23 protein-coding genes are annotated in these 20,836 nt (G+C 74.6%); 7 read left to right on the top strand and 16 right to left on the bottom strand.

The genetic code is table 11. The features are described from left to right. Positions 1-42: 42 nt before the first annotated feature. The 7 genes from KIK08_RS12185 to KIK08_RS41675 all read right to left on the bottom strand — a co-directional run bounded on the left by KIK08_RS12185 (position 43) and on the right by KIK08_RS41675 (position 4,046). The gene (locus KIK08_RS12185; RefSeq protein WP_214403187.1) at positions 43-459 is read right to left on the bottom strand and encodes an MmcQ/YjbR family DNA-binding protein; all 417 of its coding nucleotides are present in this window, start codon (positions 457-459) and stop codon (positions 43-45) included. Between the two features lie 140 nt (positions 460-599). Then, positions 600-788 (bottom strand): hypothetical protein, encoded by a 189-nt coding sequence (locus tag KIK08_RS12180; protein WP_214403186.1) that lies wholly within the window; start codon positions 786-788, stop codon positions 600-602. Between the two features lie 578 nt (positions 789-1,366). Further along, entirely contained in the window at positions 1,367-2,068 is a 702-nt protein-coding gene (locus KIK08_RS12175) for an NEW3 domain-containing protein (RefSeq protein WP_214403185.1), read from the bottom strand. Positions 2,069-2,307: 239 nt separating this feature from the next. Continuing rightward, positions 2,308-2,760: a hypothetical protein gene (locus KIK08_RS12170; protein WP_250556840.1), complete on the bottom strand. Its 453-nt coding sequence runs from the start codon at positions 2,758-2,760 to the stop codon at positions 2,308-2,310. A gap of 79 nt (positions 2,761-2,839) precedes the next feature. After that, positions 2,840-3,205 carry a sigma-70 family RNA polymerase sigma factor gene (locus KIK08_RS12165; protein ID WP_308257600.1) on the bottom strand — a complete coding sequence of 122 codons (366 nt, stop codon included), beginning with the start codon at positions 3,203-3,205 and terminating at the stop codon, positions 2,840-2,842. Further along, positions 3,202-3,393, bottom strand: a complete 192-nt coding sequence (locus KIK08_RS41680) for a sigma factor (protein ID WP_308257599.1) — start codon at positions 3,391-3,393, stop codon at positions 3,202-3,204. The genes KIK08_RS12165 and KIK08_RS41680 overlap by 4 nt, the downstream gene beginning before the upstream one ends. A gap of 104 nt (positions 3,394-3,497) precedes the next feature. Next, positions 3,498-4,046 carry a hypothetical protein gene (locus KIK08_RS41675; RefSeq protein WP_214403184.1) on the bottom strand — a complete coding sequence of 183 codons (549 nt, stop codon included), beginning with the start codon at positions 4,044-4,046 and terminating at the stop codon, positions 3,498-3,500. Positions 4,047-4,248: 202 nt separating this feature from the next. Between KIK08_RS41675 and KIK08_RS41670 the strand changes: the two genes are divergently transcribed. Beyond that, the gene (locus KIK08_RS41670) at positions 4,249-5,496 is read left to right on the top strand and encodes a sensor histidine kinase (protein WP_214403183.1); all 1,248 of its coding nucleotides are present in this window, start codon (positions 4,249-4,251) and stop codon (positions 5,494-5,496) included. Further along, entirely contained in the window at positions 5,493-6,161 is a 669-nt protein-coding gene (locus tag KIK08_RS12150; protein ID WP_214403182.1) for a response regulator, read from the top strand. Before KIK08_RS41670 ends, KIK08_RS12150 begins: the two co-directional genes overlap by 4 nt. Positions 6,162-6,172: 11 nt before the next feature. Here KIK08_RS12150 and KIK08_RS12145 read toward each other — a convergent pair whose 3' ends face one another. Next, complete coding sequence (locus tag KIK08_RS12145; protein ID WP_214403181.1) at positions 6,173-7,105, bottom strand: type II CAAX endopeptidase family protein; 933 nt, start codon at positions 7,103-7,105, stop codon at positions 6,173-6,175. Between the two features lie 108 nt (positions 7,106-7,213). Then, positions 7,214-7,969, bottom strand: coding sequence for a DUF2306 domain-containing protein (locus KIK08_RS12140; RefSeq protein WP_214403180.1), 756 nt, complete (start codon positions 7,967-7,969; stop codon positions 7,214-7,216). A 240-nt stretch (positions 7,970-8,209) separates the two neighbouring features. Here KIK08_RS12140 and KIK08_RS39830 point away from each other — a divergent pair, with 240 nt between their 5' ends. The 4 genes from KIK08_RS39830 to KIK08_RS12120 all read left to right on the top strand — a co-directional run bounded on the left by KIK08_RS39830 (position 8,210) and on the right by KIK08_RS12120 (position 12,720). Further along, positions 8,210-9,439 carry a sensor histidine kinase gene (locus KIK08_RS39830; protein WP_214403179.1) on the top strand — a complete coding sequence of 410 codons (1,230 nt, stop codon included), beginning with the start codon at positions 8,210-8,212 and terminating at the stop codon, positions 9,437-9,439. Then, positions 9,436-10,107, top strand: coding sequence for a response regulator (locus tag KIK08_RS12130; RefSeq protein WP_214403178.1), 672 nt, complete (start codon positions 9,436-9,438; stop codon positions 10,105-10,107). Before KIK08_RS39830 ends, KIK08_RS12130 begins: the two co-directional genes overlap by 4 nt. A gap of 181 nt (positions 10,108-10,288) precedes the next feature. Continuing rightward, positions 10,289-12,070 carry a sensor histidine kinase gene (locus KIK08_RS41665; RefSeq protein ID WP_214403177.1) on the top strand — a complete coding sequence of 594 codons (1,782 nt, stop codon included), beginning with the start codon at positions 10,289-10,291 and terminating at the stop codon, positions 12,068-12,070. Next, positions 12,061-12,720, top strand: a complete 660-nt coding sequence (locus KIK08_RS12120; protein ID WP_214403176.1) for a response regulator transcription factor — start codon at positions 12,061-12,063, stop codon at positions 12,718-12,720. The genes KIK08_RS41665 and KIK08_RS12120 overlap by 10 nt, the downstream gene beginning before the upstream one ends. A gap of 284 nt (positions 12,721-13,004) precedes the next feature. Here KIK08_RS12120 and KIK08_RS12115 read toward each other — a convergent pair whose 3' ends face one another. The 7 genes from KIK08_RS12115 to KIK08_RS12085 all read right to left on the bottom strand — a co-directional run bounded on the left by KIK08_RS12115 (position 13,005) and on the right by KIK08_RS12085 (position 19,930). Further along, a complete protein-coding gene (locus KIK08_RS12115) occupies positions 13,005-13,856 on the bottom strand; it encodes a helix-turn-helix domain-containing protein (protein ID WP_308257598.1) in 852 nt (283 codons plus the stop codon). A 9-nt stretch (positions 13,857-13,865) separates the two neighbouring features. After that, positions 13,866-14,672: an alpha/beta fold hydrolase gene (locus KIK08_RS12110; RefSeq protein WP_214403175.1), complete on the bottom strand. Its 807-nt coding sequence runs from the start codon at positions 14,670-14,672 to the stop codon at positions 13,866-13,868. A gap of 49 nt (positions 14,673-14,721) precedes the next feature. Continuing rightward, the gene (locus KIK08_RS12105; RefSeq protein WP_214403174.1) at positions 14,722-15,747 is read right to left on the bottom strand and encodes an aldo/keto reductase; all 1,026 of its coding nucleotides are present in this window, start codon (positions 15,745-15,747) and stop codon (positions 14,722-14,724) included. Positions 15,748-15,916: 169 nt separating this feature from the next. Then, on the bottom strand, positions 15,917-16,294 hold the full coding sequence (locus KIK08_RS12100) for a TraR/DksA family transcriptional regulator (RefSeq protein WP_308257597.1): 378 nt from the start codon (positions 16,292-16,294) through the stop codon (positions 15,917-15,919). Positions 16,295-16,386: 92 nt separating this feature from the next. Next, the gene (locus KIK08_RS12095; protein WP_214403172.1) at positions 16,387-17,199 is read right to left on the bottom strand and encodes an FAD binding domain-containing protein; all 813 of its coding nucleotides are present in this window, start codon (positions 17,197-17,199) and stop codon (positions 16,387-16,389) included. After that, entirely contained in the window at positions 17,196-17,663 is a 468-nt protein-coding gene (locus KIK08_RS12090; RefSeq protein ID WP_214403171.1) for a (2Fe-2S)-binding protein, read from the bottom strand. The genes KIK08_RS12095 and KIK08_RS12090 overlap by 4 nt, the downstream gene beginning before the upstream one ends. After that, on the bottom strand, positions 17,660-19,930 hold the full coding sequence (locus tag KIK08_RS12085; protein WP_214403170.1) for a xanthine dehydrogenase family protein molybdopterin-binding subunit: 2,271 nt from the start codon (positions 19,928-19,930) through the stop codon (positions 17,660-17,662). The genes KIK08_RS12090 and KIK08_RS12085 overlap by 4 nt, the downstream gene beginning before the upstream one ends. Before the next feature lie 487 nt (positions 19,931-20,417). Here KIK08_RS12085 and KIK08_RS12080 point away from each other — a divergent pair, with 487 nt between their 5' ends. Then, complete coding sequence (locus KIK08_RS12080; protein WP_214403169.1) at positions 20,418-20,813, top strand: DUF4870 domain-containing protein; 396 nt, start codon at positions 20,418-20,420, stop codon at positions 20,811-20,813. Positions 20,814-20,836: the final 23 nt, after the last annotated feature.

Below are 20,836 nucleotides of genomic sequence, written 5' to 3'. Positions count from 1 at the left end.
GCTGCGAGGACCCAGCCAGCGCTGCGAGGGCGGGGCTTGCCCCTACCCCGCCTGATCGGCCAGCCACGCCGCCCGGCGCCGCGCCGACGCGCGCGAGAGCCAGGCGTCCTGCACCACCTCGACCAACTCCTCGCGGGTGAGCTCGCCGATCCGGCTGGCCCGCAGCAGGACCGAGGGGTGGCCGTTGAAGTGTGGGGTGGTGAAGAAGGGCGAGCCCTCGTCCTGGACGAGGGCCTGCTTGTCGGACTCCGAGGGCACCCAGAAGACGATGACGTCCGGGTAGCGCTCGCCCGTGTCGGGGTCGAAGGCGTCGGGGCGGGGGTTGCGGAAGAAGACGAACGACTTGCCGCCCACCTGGTAGACGGGGTTCTCCTTGGACCCGCGTTCGACGGTGACGTGCGGCATCCCGGACGCCACCTCGTGCACGTCCTCGACCCGGGCCCGGCGCCGCGCCGTCATGGCGGCAGTGTAGGGCGCCAGTTCGAGAGCAGCATCGAGGACGGCTTCGTGCTGGCGGTGCGCCCGGAGGCGCTCAGGTACACCGCGGTGTACCGCTCACTGCGGGGCGACGGGTGTTGGAGCTCGGGGTGCCGTAGGAGCTACTCCTGCAGCGGCGAGGTCGAGACCCCGCTGTCCGGGTCGGTCACCGTCTCCTCAGACACGATCCCCGGGTCGGTCACCAGCCCAGTGTCCGCCGTCGGCTGCGGCGACACCGGGACCTCGACGGGGGTGCCGGGACGGTAGGACTGCGCCGACTGGGGCTGCTCGGGCAGCGACGGAGCCTGCACCGGCACAGGCGGTGGCAGCGCGTCCGGTCGAGTCGGGGCGTCCGCCTTCGCTCCTGCTCGGCCAATGCTTGCCGCTGGCGAGGGAGGGGCGTTCCCGCCGCGCCCGACGATCCCCAACGCAGGCCCGGGCGCTGCTGAGGCCGGGACCTCGACGCCCGGTGTAGCCGCGGGCAAGGCGGTGGATGAGGGCGGCGCCACCGAACCGCCCCCGACCTCCACCGACGTCGAAGAGGCTCGTTCTTCCTCGGCACCGTCCACTGCGGTCATCGCGACGACCAGGCCGCCCGCTGCGACCAGCAGCAGCGTGCTGGCTCCGATCCCTGCCGCGAATAACTGACGTACGCGTCGCGCCGTCAGTTTCGGCGGCCGTCGCGGCCCTGACCGAACCGAAGCGGCATCAGGGCTGTCTGCGCACCCCTTCGCTGCGGCAGGGGCGGCCTGTCAGGCACCACAGCCGGGCCGGCGCCGGGGAAGCTATACGTTCCGTTCACCGGGAGTCCTCGGTTCAGCGGGCACGAACGGCCCCTCGCGCCCATCCTTCGCGGATGGGCACGAGGGGCCGTTCGCCCCGGGCGAGATCAGGCGGCGGGCGCGTCGGTGTAGACCAGCTTGCCCTGGATGGGACCGCCGACGGCGGACTGAGTGGCCGTGACCTTGATGGTCGCCGTGGCGGTGGCGCCGGCCGGGATCGGGTTCAGCGCGTTGCCCGCGATCGGGGTTGCGGTCCAGCCCGCCGGGAACTGCGTGATGCCCGACGAGCCATCGAGCTTGATGACGGTGTTCCCGATGTTCTTGACCGTGAGGGTGACGGTGCAGTCCCCGCCGGCGATCGGGGCGCCGGAGGAGTTCGAGCCACCGACCGGCTTCGTGAGCACCGGGTTGAACGTCAGCGTCTTGTTGTCGTCGCTGATGTTGACGTTGCACTTGAGCTGCGAACCGTCAGCGGAGGTAGCGGTCACATCGAGGTCGTTCGCCGTGTTGACCTCGTTGACGGTGGCCGTGCCGGTGATGTTCGTGGTCAGCAGGATCGCGGCGAGCGCGACACCGCCGGCGCCGAGGACGGCCGCGCCGATGAGCCCGACGACGGTGGCGGTCTTTCGCTTGCGGCCGCGCGGGGCGTCGGCGGTGGGAGCGACGGCGCCGAGGCGGGTGGTGCGCTGGTTGTCGATCGACATGCTGGTGAAGATCCTTCGAGTGAGGGATGCGCGCTCGGGGTTTGCGCAACGTGATCTGCCACTCGCGGAGCGTGGTGACCTCGTTACCGGGCGCGCCGGACTCACCGCCGTGTGTCACACCATCGAGCGACTCGAAGCAACCTCGCCGTCACTCAGCGCCCGAGCGGCGACCTGCGCGTTCCCAACCGAGCCGGAATCGGCGAAAGCGCCCCCGCCTCGCGCGACCCCGGACGGGGACAGGTGGGGCGAGGGCATCGTGGGAGCGGCCGACCGGACCTCTCTTCAAGATCACCCTGTGGCTCCACGCAGCCACACCCCGAACGCGATGACGACCGCCGCGGCGGTCAGCGCAGCTGCGCCGCCACCTTCTCCAGGCCGTCCCGGATCAGCTGCCCGTAGGCGTCGTCGCCGAGCGCGCCGATGGTGTCTCGGGCCAGCTGGAGGTGCTCGCGGGCGCGGTCGAGGTCTCCCAGCTTGCGGTGACACTCGCTGAGGTTGAGGTGCAGCGACGGGTAGAGGCCGGTCACCGTGAGCGGCACGCCCGCCTCGGCCATGCGGGCGTCGGTGAGCTGGTCGACGGCGGCCAGGGCGCGCTCGTCCCACAGCAGTTCCTCGCGCACGTCGTCCTGCACGTCGGCCATGGTGTGGGCGAGGGTGCAGCGGTGCAGCGGCTCGCCCCGCTCGCCGCCGATCTCCTCCCAGAGCTGGGCGAGGAGCCGGCGGGCGGCCTCGCGGTCGCCCTGGTGGTTGAGCTGCGCGGCCTCGCCGATCCGGACGAGCGTCGGGTCCGTGATCACGGTTGGTCCTCCCGGTTCCACCAGTCGACGACGACCGTATCGCTGCCGGTCCGGGGCACGGCGCCGTCGGCCGGGCGGATCAGGCGACCTGCTCCAGTCCGCCGCGGCCCTGCGGGACCATCCCGCGCAGCACGCGCATCGCGGCGTGCGAGCGCGACTTGACCGTGCCGACCGGGATGGCCAGCGCCTCGGCCGTCTCGACCACCGTCCGCCCGTGCACGTAGAGGTGCTCCATCACCACCCGCTGCTCCACAGAGAGCCGGCCCAGCACCGCGCGCACCACCATGCTGTCGACGACGCGTTCGGCGTGGTCGCGCTCGACCCCGCCGGCGTGCACCGACTCGGCGACCTCGGGCGGGCGGGAGCGCTGCGCCCGCGCCCGGTCGGCGACGATATTGCGCACCACCGTCAGCAGCCAGCCGCGGACCGAGCCCTTGCCGTTCACCAGGCTCGACGCGTGCAGCCACGCCCTGACCAGGCCTCCTGCACCACGTCCTCGGCGGCCGCGCCGTCGTGGGTGAGCCACCTCGCGTAGGCCAGCGCGGCCCCGCCGTGCTCCTCCCAGACCCCGCGGACCACGGCCTCCCCCGCCAGCCCCGGCGGTCGGGCACTCCTGCTCCGGGCATGCGCCATCCCCGCGACCCCCCTTCTCCCCGGCCCGTCCCGGCCGGTGTCCTTCCCACGTCGGGCCCCGCCGCGGCCCCCCAGTCGCGACGCGGGTGTCACTCACCGCGGGATCAGCTCGACCCCGACCTGCTCCTCCCGGCCCGGCTGCCGTCCGGGCCGAGCACCGACCACTTGTCGTCCACGCCCTGCCCGGCGGTCTGCCCGGGCACCTGGTCCTCGGCGAACCGGTAGGCGGGCCAGCCGCCGACCGTCAGCTGCAGGGTGCCGTCGGCCCGCGGCACCGCCCCGAGCTGCTCGGGGTCCAGGTTGCGGAAGGTGATCCGGTCGTTGACCGGCACCGGCGGCCACTTCTTCACGCACCCGCCCGAGCAGGTGGAGCGGGACGGATCGGCGTCGTCGTCGAAGCGGTAGAGCGTGAAGCCGTCCCCGTCGACGACCACCTCGGCCAGCTGCGCGTTCAGCCCCAGCTGCACCGACCGCGGCCAGTAGTCGTTGTCCTCGCTGCGCCGCCCGAACGAGTCGGACGGGTCCGGCTCTGTGGCGACGCCACCGGCGCCTGCGGCGCCGGTCGCGGCGGACGGGGCGGGATCGGGCGCGGCGGGTTGCGAGGCACCCGCGCAGCCGGCGAGCACCAGCAGGCAGGCGGCGGCCGCGACCACCGCGGCGGGCCCGCGGCGCGCTCACGACTGCCCCGAGGCGGTCAGCCGGGACGGGTCCCGGCACCAAGACCCTGCGGCTGAGCGCCCCGCAACCCGCCTGAGCCGCCGGGGTCACTGCCGGCGCACGGTCGGTCGGCGCCGTGCCCGATGATGGGGACGGGCGCGACGGACCGCCCGACGAGCCGAGCCGCGGAGGTCGCCCGTGTCCCGACCCGCGCAGGCGGCACCGCTGCACCCGGTGGCCGCGGCCGTGTGCGGGGCCGTCTCGATCGGCATGCTGCTCGTGCTGCCGGTCGTCGGCGGCCCCGAAGCCGAACCCGGCCTGCCCCCGCCGCCGGGCAGCGCGGGGTGGTGGGTGGTGGTCGCGGTGCTCGCGGCGCAGGCGCTGGGCGTGGCATGGGCCGGCCGGTTCCCCGCCGTGGTGCCGCCGGTGCTGGCCGCCGTCGCGCTGGTGCTGGTGTGGGCGGCCCCGGGCGGGACGGTCAGCCTGGGCGGTGTCGCCGGGTTGGCCGCGGTGTACCTCGCCGTCGTCTCCCGCCCGGGACCGCGCACGTGGGCCGGGCTGGCGCTCACCGCGGCGGTGGTGGCGACCGGGCAGTTCCTCGACGAGGTGCGCGCGGGCGCGCCGGACATCGCCCCGGCGGTCGTCCGCGCGGTGCTGCAGGGGATCATCGTCGTCGGGCTGGCGCTGCTGCTCGGGCTGGTGAACGCCGCGCAGCGCGACGCCCGCCGGGCCCGCGAGCACGAGGTGCTGGCGCTGCGCCGCGAGCAGGACGCGCTGCTGCAGGCCGCGGTGTCGCGCGAGCGGATGGCGATGTCGCGGGAGCTGCACGACATCGCCGCCCACCACATGTCCGGGATCGCGCTGATGGCCGCGGCGATGGACCGCCAGATCGACGCCGACCCCGCCGCGGCGAAGGACTCCGCGCGCCAGGTCCGCGCGCAGAGCCGGGCCGTGCTCGACGACCTGCGGCGGCTGGTCGGCCTGCTGCGCGAGGACGCCGACGCCACCCGCCCGGTGGAGGGCCTCGACGCGCTGGCCGCGCTGGTCGAGACCCGCCGGGCGGCGGGGGCCGAGATCGACCTCGTCGTGCCGCCCGGGGACCTGGACCACGGCCTGGGCCCGCTCGCCCGGCTCGTCGCGCACCGGATGGTGCAGGAGTCGTTGACCAACGCCGCCGTGCACGCCCCCGGCGCGCGGTGCGTGGTCGAGATCGGCGAGCCGCGCGACGGTCGGCTCGCCGTCACCGTGCGCAATGCCGCGCCCACCGGCCCCGACCCCGGGCCCGGCGGCGGGTTCGGGCTGCTCGGCATGGCCGAGCGGGCCCAGCTGGTCGGCGCCGACCTCAGCTACGGCGCCACCGCGGACGGCGGCTGGGAGGTGCGCCTGGTGCTCCCGGTCGAGGACCCGGCCCCCGCGCCCACGACACCCCCGGAGGACCCCGCATGATCCGCGTGCTCATCGCCGACGACCAGCACCTGGTGCGCGCCGGGCTGTCGGCGCTGCTGTCCGCCGAGGACGACATCGAGGTGGTCGGCGTCGCGCAGGACGGGGTCGAGGCGCTGGCGCTGGCCCGCGACCGGGTGCCCGACGTCGCCTGCCTGGACATCCGGATGCCCGGGCGCAACGGCATCGAGGTGGCCCGCGAGCTGTGCGGTCCGGACGCCGACCCGCAGGTGCCCGTCCTCGTGCTGACCACCTTCGACCTCGACGACTACGTCTTCGGCGCACTGGAGGCCGGGGCGTCGGGCTTCCTGCTCAAGGACGCCCCGCCGGAGGCCATCGTGCACGCCGTGCGCCAGGTCGCGGCCGGTCAGGGCACCATCGACCAGACCCTCACCCGGCGCATCCTGGAGGAGTTCGTGCACCGCCGCCGGCTGCAGCCGGTGACGGCCCGGCGCGCCGAGGACCTGCTCACCCCGCGCGAGCAGGAGATCCTGCTGCTGCTCGCCCAGGGGATGTCGAACGACGACATCGCCCGCACCCTGGTCGTCGAGGTGTCGACGGTGAAGTCGCACCTGGCGCGGATGCTGCCCAAGCTGGGCGTGCAGTCCCGGCTGCAGGCGGTCGTCTGGGCCTACCAGAACCGGGTCGTCGCCGTCCCGGGCAGCTGAGCCCGTCCCCGTCACCGGCGGTCGGGCACCTGGTACCCGAGCCGGCCGCGGGTCCCGATCAGGACCAACGCGGCGGCCACGATCGCGCCGAAGGCCATCGCCCAGTACGTCTGCACGACGTCGAGCGCCGGGAACATCTCCGCCCACACGATCGAGGCGAAGTTGTTCACGCTGACGTGCAGCAGCATCGCCAGCGGCAGGCTCTCCCCGGTGCGGTTGAACACCCAGGTCATCACGATGTTGAAGGCGAGGCAGAACACGGTGAAGGCCACCGGGCGGTTCCAGTCCACGTCCGGCCAGCCGCCCCACTCGGTGAGGAACAGCGGCATGTGCCACAGCGACCAGATCGGACCCAGCACCATCGTGCCGCCCAGCGGCCCGAAGCGGCGCTGCACCCGGGGCAGCGCGAAGTCGCGCCAGCCCGGCTCCTCGGCCAGCCCGGTCGTGATCATCTGGAGCAGCAGGCCGGGCACGTAGGCGGCGACCACCATCATCGACGGCGCGTTGATCTCGCCGCCGGAGAAGGCCAGCCCGGAGCCCACCATGAACGCCGGCACCCCGAGCAGGGCGACCGCGTACCAGTGCCAGCGGACCCGCCAGCGCCACATCCGGCCGAGCCAGCGCCGCAACCCGGGCCGCCCCTCGGCGACCGCGGTGACGAACAGCGCCGAGGCGATCGGGCCGAGGTAGGCGCCGGGCAGCATGCCCAACAGCTGGCTGGTGCCCATGATCTCCGGGAAGCGGAAGTCCCAGACACCCAACCCGTTCTGCGACAGGATGTAGGGCAGCCAGGCCAGCCAGCTCATCAGGTTGGCCAGCACGAAGAAGCTGAGCAGCGGGTGGCGGCGCACCGGCTCCAGCAGGCCGCCCCGGGGTGGGGGTGGTGGGGCGATCAGGCGCGTCTGGACGGTGGCCTGCTCGGCGTTGCTCTCGAAGGACGTCATGGACGGAGTCTGGGATCGGGCGGGGCCTCCTCACGAGATGCGGAGGATCGAAGGTCCGCGATGCCATCGAAAGGTGCAGGAGGCCCGCCAGGAGCGCCATCGTCCGGGTCACCGGCCCGCTCGGGCGGGCCGGCGGTCCACCACACCGAGCGCGGGCAGGCCGCGGCGGCGCAGCAGCAACTCGGCGACGACCAGATTCGGCAGCCAGCTCAGGAACGGCAGGGCCGCGTAGGCGGTGTCGATGACCGCGTCCGGGTCGGCGCTCCCGCCGAGCAGCAGCTGCACCCCGATCAGCGCCCCGAACCACACCCGCAGCGTGACCCCGGCGTAGGTCAGCGCGAAGGAGCGGATCATCCAGGCCTGGTGGCCGCGGAAGTCGCCGGCGCGCGCGGCGCCCCAGCCCCGCCACGCGGTCCAGCCCCACAGCACCGCCAGGGCGCCGAACCCGAAGAACCCGTTGAGGGCCGCGGAGTTCACGAAGGCCATCACCAGGCTCGCCGCCGCCCCGACCAGGACGCAGACCAGGTAGGCCCGCCCGACCCAGCGGTGCACCCGCGGCCGGCGCCGCCGCAGGGCCCTGACGAACTGCAGCGGCCCGATCCCCAGCGCGACCGCGGAGAAGACGATGTGGGCGTAGAACGCGACCTGGACCAGCGCGGGGCGACCGGCGTAGGTCGTGGCCAGGCCCGCCTCCTGCTCGGCCAGGGTCTCCAGGCTGCCCCGGGCGTAGGTCGCGACGACGTAGCCGACGATCGCCAGGCTGGTCAGGGCGACCACGAGCCAGCTGACGCGCCGGCCGGCCGGCCTCGGGGAAGCCGGGGCGCCGGCGGGAGCGGCCGTGCCGACCTGCGGCGGGACTGTCATCGCGATCTCCAGGAGTCAACGGGAGCGGTCGGGGACGGACAGAGCGTGGGGGCGGGACCGCTGCCTGCGCGTCACGCCCGGGAGCCGTCCGCGCCCGGACCCGCGAGCGAGCCGACGTAGCTCCGGCGTAGGGGGTCGGGTGGCTCCCGCGGGGCATCCGGGCGGCGGAGCGGTCGGGTTACGCTCGCCGCGCCTGCCGTTTCTCCAGCGACCTGCCCCAGCGATGCGGAGGGGACCCCGGTGATCCGCCCCCGGCCGCGACCCGCCCCGCTCTGGTACCCGTGCACCGCGGCGGTCGCGGCCTTCCTGGTGATCGCGCTGGCCCAGGACGCGTCGGCGGGCCACGCCGTCCCGCTGCTGGTGGCCTTCTTCGCCGCGACGGCGTCGGGGGCGGCGCTGCCGCTGTCGATCCCGGCCCCCTACGCCGGTGCGCTGCTGCAGTGCGCGGCGTCGGGCGTGCTGGCATGGAGCGGCCACACCGCGCCCGGCCAGCTGTGGCCGCTGTCGACCGTCAGCATCGTCACGGTGGTGGGCCAGGTCGGTCTGGTCGCCGCCCTGCACCACTGGCGGACCGCCGTCGCAGTGTGGTGGGGCACGTCCCTGGCCTGCATGCTCCTGGTCGTCCTCGACCCCGGCGGGCGCGAAGCCGGGCACGCCGGCCCGGCACTGGTCGCCTACACCGGCAGCGCGCTGCTCGTGCTGATCGCCGTGGTGAGCTACCGGCAGCGCGCGCGGATCCGGCGCGACCTCGCCGACGCGCGGCGCGACGTCGAGGTCGCCCAGGCCCGCCGCGCGCTCGTCGAGGAACGCACCCGGATCGCGCGGGAGTTGCACGACGTCGTCGCGCACAGCATGTCCGTGGTCCACATGCAGGCCACGTCGGCGCGCTACCGGCTGCCGTACCTCGACGACGCGGCCAGGGCCGAGTTCGCCGACATCGCCGCGGGCGCCCGCTCGGCCATGGGCGAAATGCGCAGGCTGCTCGGCGTGCTGCGCGCCGACGACGCCGAACCGGGCGGGCAGGTGACCGTCGGGCTGGCGCCCGCGCCCGGCATGGCCGAGCTCGCCGCGCTCGTCCACGACGCCGACCGGCGTGGGGCGCCCGCGCGCCTCGCCGTCGCCCCCGACCTGCCGCCCGTCTCGGACACGATCGGCACGACCGTCTACCGGATCGTGCAGGAGGCCCTGAGCAACGCGGTGCGGCACGCGCCGGGCGCGGAGGCCGCGGTGGCGATCGGCACCGACGCCGAGTACCTGGTGGTCACGGTCGAGAACGGCCCCGGAACGGCGCCCTGGGCGCCGCCCCCCGCGGACACCACCGGGTCGACGCGCACCCGGCACGGCCTGGTGGGCATGCGCGAGCGCGCCGAGCTGCTGGGCGGCTCGGTCACCTCCGGCCCGGACCCCGACGGCGGCTTCCGCGTCACCGCCCGGCTGCCCCTGTCCCCCGCCCCCGGGAGCACCGCGTGATCCGCGTCCTCGTCGTCGACGACCAGCCCATGATCCGCCTTGGCATCCGGTCGATCCTGGACGCGCAGGACGACATGACCGTCGTCGCGGAGGCCGAGAACGGGCGGGTCGGCCTCGACCGGGCCCGCGCACTGGAACCCGACGTCGTGCTCATGGACGTGCGGATGCCGGTGCTGGACGGGCTCGCCGCCACCCGGGAGCTGCTCGACCCCGACCGGGCCGGCCCCCGCCCGCCGCGCGTCCTGGTGCTGACGACCTTCGACGTCGACGACCACGTCTACGGGGCCCTGCTCGCGGGCGCCAGCGGCTTCCTGCTCAAGGACTCCGAACCCGACGACCTGCTGCGGGCGGTGCGGGTGGTCGCCGGCGGGGAGGCGCTGCTGGCCCCGAGCATCACCCGGCGCCTCATCGAGCGGTTCGTCGAGTCCCGGCCCCGCGATCCCGGGGTCGCGGGCCGGCTCGCCGCGCTCACCGAGCGGGAGCGGGAGGTGCTGGTGCTGGTCGCGCGGGGCCTGTCGAACCTGGAGATCGCCCGGGCGCTGTTCATCGCCGAGCAGACGACCAAGACCCACGTGAGCCGCATCCTGCAGAAGCTCGGCCTGCGCGACCGCGTCCAGGCGGTGGTGCTCGGGTACGAGACGGGGCTGGTCTCGCCGGGTCGGCGGTGAGGGGCACCCCCCGTTAACGTCCCCCGCCCGCGCCGCGAGCACGCACGGTGACAGGGCATGGTGGATCGGTCATCGCGGCGGGCACCAGGACCCACCGGTTGCGCCGGACGCCGCCGGGGGGTGCGCGTTTCCCCGGTGTCGGTGCCCTCCGACGCGGGTCGAGAATCCGGAGGTGGGCCTGGTGGTCAGCGTCGCGGACCCCGCGCCCGGCCGGCGCAGGCGGCAGGTCCGCCGGTGGGCGGCGGGCGGGGCGCTGCTCGCCGCGGGCGTGGGGCTGGTGTCGTCGTGGCCGCTGCTGGTCACCAGCCCGGTCCTCGGCCTGATCAACGTGCTGGTCGCGGTCTCGTTCACCGCGACCGGCATCGTCCTGCTGGAGGAGCGCCAGCAGCGCGGCACCGGCGTCGCGCTCGTCCTGGTCGCGGTGTTCTACCTGTGGTCGTGGGGCTGGTCGTGGCCGCCGGCGTGGCAGGTGTTCCCGCTGCCGTTCGTCGCCTACGTGTGCGGGTACCTGTGGTTCGTCTTCGGGGTCTACGCGCTGCTGCGCTACCCCGACCCGCAGCTGACCCGGTGGTGGGACCGGGCCTACGTCGCGCTGCTCGGCGGCTGGGTGGTCGGCTCCAAGCTGGTGCTGGCGTTCGTGTCGGAGAAGGAGTGGGTGGGGCGCGGCTACCGCGACGCCACCTGGTGGCCCACGCTGTGGCCGGACCAGCCGTTCCGCGACGCGCTCAACACCGTCTCCACCGTCGGGATCGTCGTGGTCGCGGTGCCGGTGCTCGTGCCGCTGCTGCTGAAGGTGCGCCGCTCCCGCAGCGTCGACCGCATCGACGCGGTGCCCGGGATGGTGGCCGCGGCGACGGTCATGGTCAGCGGCTCGGCGTACCTGCTCGCCTGGTTCTTCGCGCTGCCCGACACCACCGTCGACGCGCTGCGCGCGGCCATCGGGGTGGCGGCGCTGTTCACCCCGGTCGCGTTCCTGACCAGCGCCCTGCGCCGCGGGCTCACCCGGGCCGCGCTGGCCGACCTGGTCGTGCGCCTGGTCCGCTCGCCCAGCGGCCCGGACATCCAGGCCGAGCTGCGCCAGAGCCTGCGCGACGACACCCTCGTGCTGCTGTTCTGGCTGCCCCGCCAGCAGGTCTACGTCGACGTCGACGACGTCGTGGTGGGCGCGCGGGCCCCGGCCGACGGGCGCTGGCCCGTGCGGGTCAGCTCCACCGGCGGCGACCCGCTCGCGCTGCTGCTGCTCGACCCGGCGCTGCAGCGGCACCCCGCGCTGGTGGCGCCGGCGGTCGCGGCGTGCAGCTTCGCCCTGGAGAACTACTACCTGCAGGCCGACCTGAAGGGCCGGCTGCGCGAGGTGCAGCAGTCGCGGGCCCGGATGGCCGAGGCGGAGCTGCGCGGGCGCCAGCAGATCGAGCGCGACCTGCACGACGGCGCGCAGCAGACCCTGCTGGTCGCCGCGGCCAGCCTGGGCGAGGCCCGGCAGAAGGCCCGCCCCGGCACCGACGTCTACGCCGCGATCGAGCGCGCCCGCTCCGACCTGCGGGCCGCCACCAGCGAGCTGCGCGGGCTGGCCAGGGGCATCCACCCGCCGGTGCTGACCCAGTCCGGGCTGCGGCCCTCGCTGGAGGGCGTGATCGAGCGGATGGGCCTGCCCACCCGCAGCGCCATCCTCGACGAGCGGCTCCCGGACGCGGTCGAGGCCACCGCGTACTTCCTGGTGTGCGAAGCGCTCACCAACGCGGCCCGGCACGCCGCCCCGCAGCGCGTGGAGGTCGACGTGCACCGCGACGGCGACGTGCTGCACGTCCGCGTCGCCGACGACGGCCCCGGCGGAGCCGGCATCGCGGCCGGCACCGGCCTGGCCAACATCCGCGACCGGATCGAGGCGATCGGCGGCGTCCTGCACCTGGACAGCCCCGAGGGCGGCGGCACGCGGCTGACGGCGGAGCTGCCGTGCGGGTAGCGCTGGCCGACGACTCGGGGATCCTGCGGATGGGGCTCACCCGACTGCTCGAAGCCGCCGGCATCGACGTCCGCTACGCCGCCCGCGACGGCGACGACCTGCTGCGCTTCATGGCCGTCGAGCAGCCCGACGCGGTGATCGTCGACATCCGGATGCCGCCCGGCTTCGCCGACGAGGGCCTCGGCGTCGCCGAGACGATCAAGCAGCGGCACCCGGGCGTCGGGGTGCTGGTGCTGTCGACCTACGGCGAGACGTCCTACGCCATGCGGCTGATGGCGATCGGCGTGCCCGGCGTCGGCTACCTGCTCAAGGACCGGGTCGACGACGTCGACGCGCTGCGCGACGCCCTGCGCCGGGTGGCCGCCGGCAAGCCCGCGATCGACCCGGAGATCGTCGCGGCCCTGTTCACCCGACCCGCCTCGCAGAGCTCCCTCGACGTGCTCGCCCCGCGCGAGCGCGAGGTGCTGCGGCACATGGCCGAGGGCCGGTCCAACCAGGGCATCGCCACGATCATCGGGGTCACCACCCGCACCGTCGAGGGCTACGCGGCGAGCATCTTCACCAAGCTGCGCCTGCCCGACAGCGGCGACGACAACCGCCGGGTGCACGCCGTGCTGGCCTGGCTCCGCGACGCCCACCTCGGCGGCTGACCCGAGCGCTGGTCCGATCGGAGTAGATCACGGGCCGAGAAACCCGAAGGGACCGCACGAGGAATCTCGGCAGAAGCCCCCGCCCGCGCCGACTAGGTTGGGACGCGGCAGGGGCACCGCGGCGGTCGGGGGCGCCGTCCGCGATCGGGCGGCGGCTGCCCCTGTCCTGGCCCGGGTCCGTGCGTGGCGCCGGCCGGGTCGGGCCGGCGCCACGTCCAGCGCAGCGAGCACTCCCCCGGTTCCTGGTGCGGCCGCCGAGGTTCTCCACGACGTGCGGTCGCCGTTCAGCCCCGGGTCGCCCGGGGCGGCAGCACGGGCCACGCCACGTCGTCGATCGCCAGCCACGGCGCCGCGGCCACGGCCGCCGGGGTGAGCCCGGTGAACTCCCGGACCTCGCGGTGCAGGTGGGGCTGGTCGACGTAGCCGCTCTCGGCGGCGACGTCCGCGGCCGGGCGGCCGGCGGCGAGCAGGTGGGCGGCGCGGTCGAAGCGCACCAGCCGGGCGGCGCGCTTGGGGGTGACGCCGAGTTGGGCGCGGAACCGCGACCACAGCCGCTGGCGGCTCCAGCCGACCTCGTCGGCCAGGCCGTCGACGCGCACCCTCCCGCGGTCGGCCAGCGTGCGCCGCCAGGTGTGGGCGACCTCCGGGTCGACCCGCCGGTGGGCCTCCAGCCGCCGGCCGAGGATCCGTGTGGCGAGGGAGAACCGCTCGTCCCAGGTGGTGGCGGCGCGCAGGACGTCCTCGACCCGCTCGGCGTCGCGACCCCAGACGTCGCGCAGGGGCGCGACCGTCCCGGTGAGCTCGCTCGACGCGCCGAGGACCGCGGCCGCCGCGACCGGACCCAGCCGGATCTGCAGGCACTCGCCGGCGCCGCGGCCGGTCGTGCGCAGCCCGTCGGGGGCGAGCCCGACGACGACGCTGCCGGCCTCGTGGCGGCCGCCACCGGTGTGGCCGAGGGCCCCTCCGCTCAGGTCGATCAGCAGGGTGACCGCCGGGTGCGCGACCATCGCGATGTCGATGGGTGCGGGGGCGCGGTGGTGGAACCCGGCCATCCGGACGCCCGGCAGCCGGGCGGGCGGGCGCGGGACGGCGATGTCCACCGCCGCCCAGTCGGGTGGTGCCCCGGTCGCGAGCACGTGCCGAGTCTAGGTGCGGGCCGCGGCCGCGAACCGGACCAGCAGCTCCCCGGTCCGCTCGGGCGCCTCGAACATCGGCACGTGCCCGACGCCGGGCAGCATCTCGACGCGCGCCCCCGGCACCCGCTCGTACCGGCGCGCCGACGTCGGCTCCCAGCGCGGGTCGGCCGCCCCGAAGATCGCCAACACCGGCCGCCCGAGACCGGCCAGGCGCTCGGGCACACCGCGTTCGGCCAGGTAGGCGTTGTTGTTCCGCAGCACCGAGCGCAGCGAGCGGAAGGTGATCCCGCGGAGCTCGGCGACGGCGTCGTCCGGGATCGGCACCGGCGCGGCGCAGGTCGCGATGATCCCCCGGCGGATCACCGCGTCGGACCGCAGCGCCCACAGCAGCGGTCCCAGCGGCGGGGCCAGCAGGGCCCGCAGGATCAGCGGCTGCGGCAGGAGCGCGTCGAGGGCGGGGCCGCAGCTGACCAGCGCGATCGATCCGACCAGGTCGGGGCGGCGTTCGGCGAGGGCGGTGGCGACGTAGCCGCCACTGGAGTGCCCGACGACCGTGACGGCCCGCAGGCCGAGGCCGTCGAGCACCGCCGCCACCCGCTCGGCCTGCGCCGGCACCGCGTACGACGGTGGGGGCGGCGACTGGCCGCAGCCCGGGAGGTCGACGCGGACGACGTGGTGGTCGGCGGCGAGCGCCGGGACGACCGGGCCCCAGGACGCGTGCGCGGCCCCCGATCCGTGGATCAGCAGCAGCGGTGGCGCCTGCGGCGGGCCGTCCTGGACCACGTGCACCCCGTGCTCGACATGGGACTCCCTCATGCCGGAGAGGGTGCCCGGACGACCCGCCGCCGGTCTTGGACGAATGTCCTCAGGCGGCGGCCCGCTCGTCGACGGGCCGGCGGCGCAGGATCGGGCGCAGCAGGGCGGGCGGCCGGTAGGCCATGTCGAGCGTGCCGATGTCGGTGCCGGGTGGGACGATCTCGTCGATCCGGTCGAGGAGGTCGTCGTCGAGCACGACGTCGACGCCGGCGAGCAGGTCGTCGAGCTGCTCCATGGTGCGCGGGCCGATGAGCGCGCTGCTCACGCCGGGGTGGGCGATCGCGAACGCCATCGCCAGGTGCGTCATCGGCAGTCCGGCCTCCTCGGCCAGCGGGGCGATCCGCCCGACGGCGTCGAGGCGGCGCTCGTCGTTCATGTGGCGGAAGCGGGCGGCGCGGCGGAGGTCGGTCTGCTGGCCCTTGCGGGCGCGCCCGGTGAGCAGGCCCCCCGCGAGCGGGCTGTACACCAGCGTGCCCATGCCGTAGCGCTGGGCGACGGGCAGCACCTCGGCCTCGATGGCGCGGTTGAGGATCGAGTAGGTCGGCTGCTCGGTGCGGAAGCGCTCCAGGCCGCGCCGTTCGGCGACCCACTGGGCCTCGACGATGTCGGAGGCGGGCATCGTGGACGTCCCGATCGCCCGGACCTTGCCCGCGCGGACGAGGTCGGTGAGCGCGGAGAGCGTCTCCTCGACGTCGGTGTCGGGGTCGGGGCGGTGGACCTGGTAGAGGTCGATGCGGTCGGTCCGGAGCCTGCGCAGCGAGTCCTCGACGGCGGTGCTGATCCAGCGCCGGGAGGCGCCCCGCCGGTTCGGGTCGTCGCCCATCGGGTGGAACAGCTTGGTCGCCAGGACGACGTCGTCGCGGCGCCCTTCGAGCGCCTTGCCGACGATCTCCTCGGACTCGCCGTGGGAGTACATGTCGGCGGTGTCGACGACGTTGATCCCGGCGTCGAGGGCCTTGTGGATGATGCGGATCGAGTCGTCGTGGTCGGGGTTGCCGATGGCACCGAACATCATGGCGCCCAGCGCGTAGGGGCTGACCTTGATGCCGGTCCGGCCGAGGGTGCGGTACTGCATCCTGCTCCTCCTGGAGTGGTCGACTGGTCCCGGCGGCCGTGCTCTGGGTAGCGTGGACCAAACCGGAACGTCACTCCGGAACTATACGGAACAATGTTCCGCTTCGCCACGAGCCCCCCACGGCCGTACGAGGCCATGCACGCCGGCAAGGACATCCGCGACGGGTCGACTACGACCGAGGTCGGCGCACCGTCCGCCGAGGGGACCCCGCGCACGCGATGCAGGTCTCGGCGGCGGGCAGGGCCTCCAGTCGCGCCGCGCCGATGGCGGCGCCGCAGCTCAGGCACCGCCCGTAGGTGCCGGCGGCGAGGCGCTCCAGCGCCCGGTCCAGCGCCGCGAGGTCGCGGCGGGCGCCGGCCAGCAGGCCCTGCAGCTGCGCGCGCTGGACGGAGACCGTCACGCCGTCGGGGTCGTGCTCGTCGTCGTGCGAGGCGAGGGCCTGGTCCTCGGCCAGCCACCCCAGCTGGCGCTGCAGACCGGCGATGCCCTCGACGGTCGCCGCGCGTTCCGCGGCGAGCGACTCGCGGACGTTCGATCCCTCCGACACCTGACCATGCTGGGCCATGGCCCGTCGAGAACGAAGTTGCTGCGCGTTGGACCGGTCCAATTTCACAACAACTTCGTTCTCGACGGCTGGGGTCAGCCTGCGGCCGTGACGAGCGCCCGTTCGGTCAGGACCCTCGCCAGGTGCGCGCGGTAGGCGCGGTCGGCGTGCATGTCCTCGATCGGGGACGTCCCCTCGGCTGCCGACGCCGCCGCCTCCGCCGGCGACGCGCCGCCGGCCAGGGCCCGCTCGGTGGCGGTGGCCCGCAGCGGGGTCTCGCCCATGTTGGCCAGCGCGACCCGCCCGTCGACGGCGGCGACCGCGACGATCGCCCAGTCGTTGGAGCGGCGGACGAACTTCTCGTAGGCCCAGCCGGCGCCGCCGGTCCGCGGCACCCGCACCTCGACGAGGATCTCGTCGGCGCCGACTGCGGTCTGGAAGTAGCCCTGGAAGAACTCGCCCGCGTCGACGCGCCGCTGCCCGGACGGCCCTTCGACCACGAACGTCGCGCCGAGCGCGAGCACCGCGCAGGGCAGGTCGGCGGCCGGGTCGGCGTGCACCAGCGAGCCGCCGAGCGTGCCCCGGTGGCGGATCTGGCGGTCGCCGACGTAACCGGCGACGTGCGGGAGCAGCGGCACCTCGCGGCGCAGCTCCTCGGACTCCACGACGTCGCGGTGGCGGGTGGCGGCCCCGATGGCGACCTCGTCGCCGTCGACCCGGATGTAGGACAGGTCGGGCACCCGGCTGATGTCGATCAGCACCGCGGGGTCGGCCAGGCGCAGCTTGAGCACCGGCAGCAGCGACTGGCCACCGGCGAGCAGCTTTGCCTCGTCGCCGTGCTCGCCGAGCAGGTCGACGGCGTGGGCGGCGGAGTCGGCGCGCAGGTAGCGGAACGGGGCGGGGATCACGACGACACCCCGTCCGCGGCGGCGAGCACGGCCCGCACGATGTTGTGGTAGCCGGTGCAGCGGCAGAAGTTGCCCTCCAGCCCCTCGCGGACCTCCTGCTCGGTCGGCTTCGGGTTGTCGCGCAGCAGGCTGACCGAGGCCATCACCATGCCCGGGGTGCAGAAGCCGCACTGCAGGCCGTGCTCCTGGCGGAACGCGGCCTGCACCGGGTGCGGGTCGGCGCCGTCGGCGCTGAGGCCCTCGACGGTCGTCACCTCCCGGCCGTCGACCTGCGCGGCGAGCACCGTGCAGGACTTCACCGACTCGCCGTCGAGCAGCACCGTGCACGCCCCGCATGAGGTGGTGTCGCATCCGACGTTGGTGGCGGTCAACCCGCACCGGTCGCGCAGGTAGTGCACGAGCAGCAGCCGGTCCTCGATCTCGTCCTGCCGGGCGGCGCCGTTGACGGTGGTCCCGATCTTCATCGCGCGGCCTCCTGGATCGCGGTCCACACCCGCTGCGGCGTGGTGGGCATGTCGATGTGGCGGACGCCGAGGTGCGCGACCGCGTCGACGACGGCGTTGTGCACGGCCGGGGTGGAGCCGATGGTCCCGGCCTCCCCGATGCCCTTGGCGCCGAGTGAGTTGTAGGTGGTGGGGGTGGCCATCTCGACCAGCTCGAAGCTGGGCACCTCGGTCGCCGACAGGAACGGGTAGCTGGCGAACGTCGAGGTCTCCGGGTTGCCGTCGGCGTCCCAGCGGACCTCCTCCATCAGCGCCTGCGCCGCGCCCTGGGCGAAGCCGCCGTGCCGCTGGCCCTCGCAGAGCAGCGGGTTGAGCACGGTGCCGGCGTCGTCGACGGCGATCAGCCGCCGCAGCCGGGCCTTGCCGGTGCGGGTGTCGACGTCGACAACGGCCACGTGCGCCCCGAACGGGAACGTCGGCCCGGGGGCGACGAACTTGGTCTTGACCCCGAGCGGCTCCTTCTCCGCCAGCTGCGCGAACGTGACGGCGCTCGTCGGCGAGCCCTTGACCTGCAGTGCGGCCCGGTCCTTGTCCAGGACGATGTCGCTCGGGTCGGCCTCCAGCAGCTGCGCCGCCCGCTGCCGGGCGAGCTCCACCAGCTCGATGCTCGCCTGCTGCACCGCGACCCCGCCCTGCTGCAGGCTCCGCGAGCCGAACGTGCCGGTGCCGTCGGGGATCCGGTCGGTGTCGCCGTGCTCGACGGTGATCTTCTCGATGGGGATGCCGGTCTCCTCGTGGGCGAGCATCGCCCACGCCGTGGCGTGCCCCTGCCCGTGCGGCGACGTGCCGGTCAGCACGGTGGCGGTGCCGTCGGCGTGCACCTGGATCTCGGCGACCTCGGAGGCCTCCGGGCCCAGCGGCGCCCCGGTGATCTCGACGTAGACGCACAGCCCGATGCCCATCTGGACCTCGTCGCCGCGCTCGCGCCGGCGCGCCTGCTCGGCCCGCAGGTCGTCGTAGCCCGAGGCCCACAGGGCGCGGTCGAGCGCCTCCGGGTAGTCGCCGGTGTCGTAGAAGCCGCCGGTCGAGGTGGCGTGCGGCTCGGTGAACCTGGGGATGAGGTTGCGCCTGCGCACCTCGGCCGGGTCCATGCCGATCTCGGCGGCGAAGAGGTCGAGGCCGCGCTCGATGGCGTGGGTGGCCTCCGGGCGCCCGGCGCCGCGGTAGGCGCCGATCGTGGTGGTGTTGGTGACCACGCTGCGGGCCCGCGTCTCGATCTTCGGGAAGGTGTAGACGGCGGCGGCCATCATCGTGGTCAGCGCGGGCAGGAACGCGCCGAAGCGCGGGTAGGCGCCGGCGTCCTGCAGGACGTCGAGGCGGTAGGCCAGCACCTTGCCGTCCCGGGTGCCGCCGATGGTGACCGTGTTGACCTGGGCGCGGCCCTGGCACATCGCGACCAGGTTCTCCGAGCGGGTCTCCGTCCAGCGCACCGGGCGACCGACGTGGCGCGCCGCGGCGGCGAGCACGACGTGCTCGGGATCGGCGCCGATCTTGGCCCCGAACCCGCCCCCGACGTCCGGGGTGATCACGCGCACCTGCTCCGGCCCCAGCCCCAACCAGCCCGCGACCGCGCCCTGCGACATCGCCGCCGCCTGCGTCGACAGCCACAGCGTGAGCCGGCCGTCGTCGTCGGGCACGGCCGCGCCCGCGCGACCCTCCATCGACGCCACGGCGACCCGCTGGTTCTCGATCTCCCGGGTGACCACGACCTCGCAGCCCTCGAACAGGCCCTCGTCGAGCTCCTCCGCCCCGAACGTGCACACCGTGTTCGTGCCGGCCTCGGGGAACAGCAGCACCTCGTCGCGCGCGGCCGCCCGCATGTCGACCACGAACGGCAGCGGCTCGTACTCCACGTCGACGAGCCCGACCGCGTCCTCGACCTGGTAGGCGTCCTCGCAGAGCACGGCGACCACCGGCTCGCCCGCGTAGCGGACCACGTCGCCGGCCAGCGCCGGCAGCGTCATCGCCGGGTTGAAGTTCGGCATCATCGGCGGCGCCGCCGGCAGCCCCAGGTCGGCCGCGGTGAGCACGGCCACGACCCCCGGCGCGGCCAGCGCCTCGGCCGCGTCGACCGACACGACCCTGGCGTGCGCCAGCGGCGACCGGACGAACCCGAGGTGCAGCGCCCCGGTCAGCCGCGGATCTCGGAGGTCCTCGGTGTAGACGCCGCCCGTGCTGAGCAGTCGGGGGTCCTCGACCCGGACGACGCGCGTTCCCATCACGCTCATGGCACTCCCGTCCCCCGGACCGCGTCACTGCGATCCGGCCACGGCGGACACTAGGACCCCGTCACGCGGTGTGTCCACGGTCACCAGCACACCCGATCCACAACCTCCCGGCCAGCAGGATCTACGCGCTTGCCCCACTCCGCGCGCCCGAGCGGGATCACCACCTCAAAGGCGCTCCGCAGAAAGGGGGGCGTCCTCGCAGAGTCGGCCGAGTCCCCGCAGCCCGCCGGCCCGCGGCGACACCCACCCAGAGCGCGACACCACCCCATAGGGCTGCGAGGCCCCCGGCCCGGACGAAAGTGGCTCTCGTCCAGCCAGATCGGACGGAAGCCGCGCTCGTCCGCCGAGGTGGGGCGCAGCGCCACGAGGCGAGCCGACCTCGGGGTCATCCCCCATTTCCCCCGGTAGTGACCCCTGGACCTGCGCGGATCGGGCACAACCGGCCGGCGCCGGTCGTTGTAGCGGGTGAGAAGAGAGAGGAACTCCGATGTCGTCCCCCTACCCGCACGACCCGTACACGACCCCGACCCCGACGTCCTCGAACCGCCTCGCGGCGATCCTGGCGCACCTGTCGGCGCCGATCGCGGCGCTGCTGAGCGCCGGCTGGCTCAGCGTGCTCGGACCCCTGCTCGTGTGGCTGGCGAACAAGGACGACCCGTACACCCGCCGCGCCGCGGCCGGGGCGTTCAACTTCAACCTGTCGTTCTGGCTGCTGTACGTGCTGAGCTGGGTGCTGATCTTCACGGTGATCGGCGCGGTCGTCGGCATCCCGCTGATGATCGTGCTGTTCGTGGTGTCCGCGTGGTGCCACATCAAGGGTGCCGTCCGCGCGGCCAACGGTGAGCCCTACGACTACCCCTTCCAGATCCGCGTGCTGTCCTGACCCGGCGGGAGCCGACCGGTTCC

The sequence above is a fragment of the Pseudonocardia lacus genome, assembly GCF_018531445.1.
GTDB classification, from domain to species: domain Bacteria; phylum Actinomycetota; class Actinomycetes; order Mycobacteriales; family Pseudonocardiaceae; genus Pseudonocardia; species Pseudonocardia lacus.
The sequence above is the reverse complement of the archived record's forward strand: the minus strand, read 5'-3'. Positions and strand labels throughout refer to the sequence as shown.

Excerpts from the sequence above, each read along its gene's own strand:
- KIK08_RS12185 (WP_214403187.1), bottom strand. The coding sequence starts at position 459 with ATGACGGCGCGGCGCCGGGCCCGGGTCGAGGACGTGCACGAGGTGGCG.
- KIK08_RS41680 (WP_308257599.1), bottom strand. The coding sequence starts at position 3,393 with ATGGCGCATGCCCGGAGCAGGAGTGCCCGACCGCCGGGGCTGGCGGGG.
- KIK08_RS12150 (WP_214403182.1), top strand. The coding sequence starts at position 5,493 with ATGATCCGCGTGCTCATCGCCGACGACCAGCACCTGGTGCGCGCCGGG.
- KIK08_RS12145 (WP_214403181.1), bottom strand. The coding sequence starts at position 7,105 with ATGACGTCCTTCGAGAGCAACGCCGAGCAGGCCACCGTCCAGACGCGC.
- KIK08_RS12140 (WP_214403180.1), bottom strand. The coding sequence starts at position 7,969 with ATGACAGTCCCGCCGCAGGTCGGCACGGCCGCTCCCGCCGGCGCCCCG.
- KIK08_RS12110 (WP_214403175.1), bottom strand. The coding sequence starts at position 14,672 with ATGAGGGAGTCCCATGTCGAGCACGGGGTGCACGTGGTCCAGGACGGC.
- KIK08_RS12105 (WP_214403174.1), bottom strand. The coding sequence starts at position 15,747 with ATGCAGTACCGCACCCTCGGCCGGACCGGCATCAAGGTCAGCCCCTAC.
- KIK08_RS12090 (WP_214403171.1), bottom strand. The coding sequence starts at position 17,663 with ATGAAGATCGGGACCACCGTCAACGGCGCCGCCCGGCAGGACGAGATC.
- KIK08_RS12085 (WP_214403170.1), bottom strand. The coding sequence starts at position 19,930 with ATGAGCGTGATGGGAACGCGCGTCGTCCGGGTCGAGGACCCCCGACTG.
- KIK08_RS12080 (WP_214403169.1), top strand. The coding sequence starts at position 20,418 with ATGTCGTCCCCCTACCCGCACGACCCGTACACGACCCCGACCCCGACG.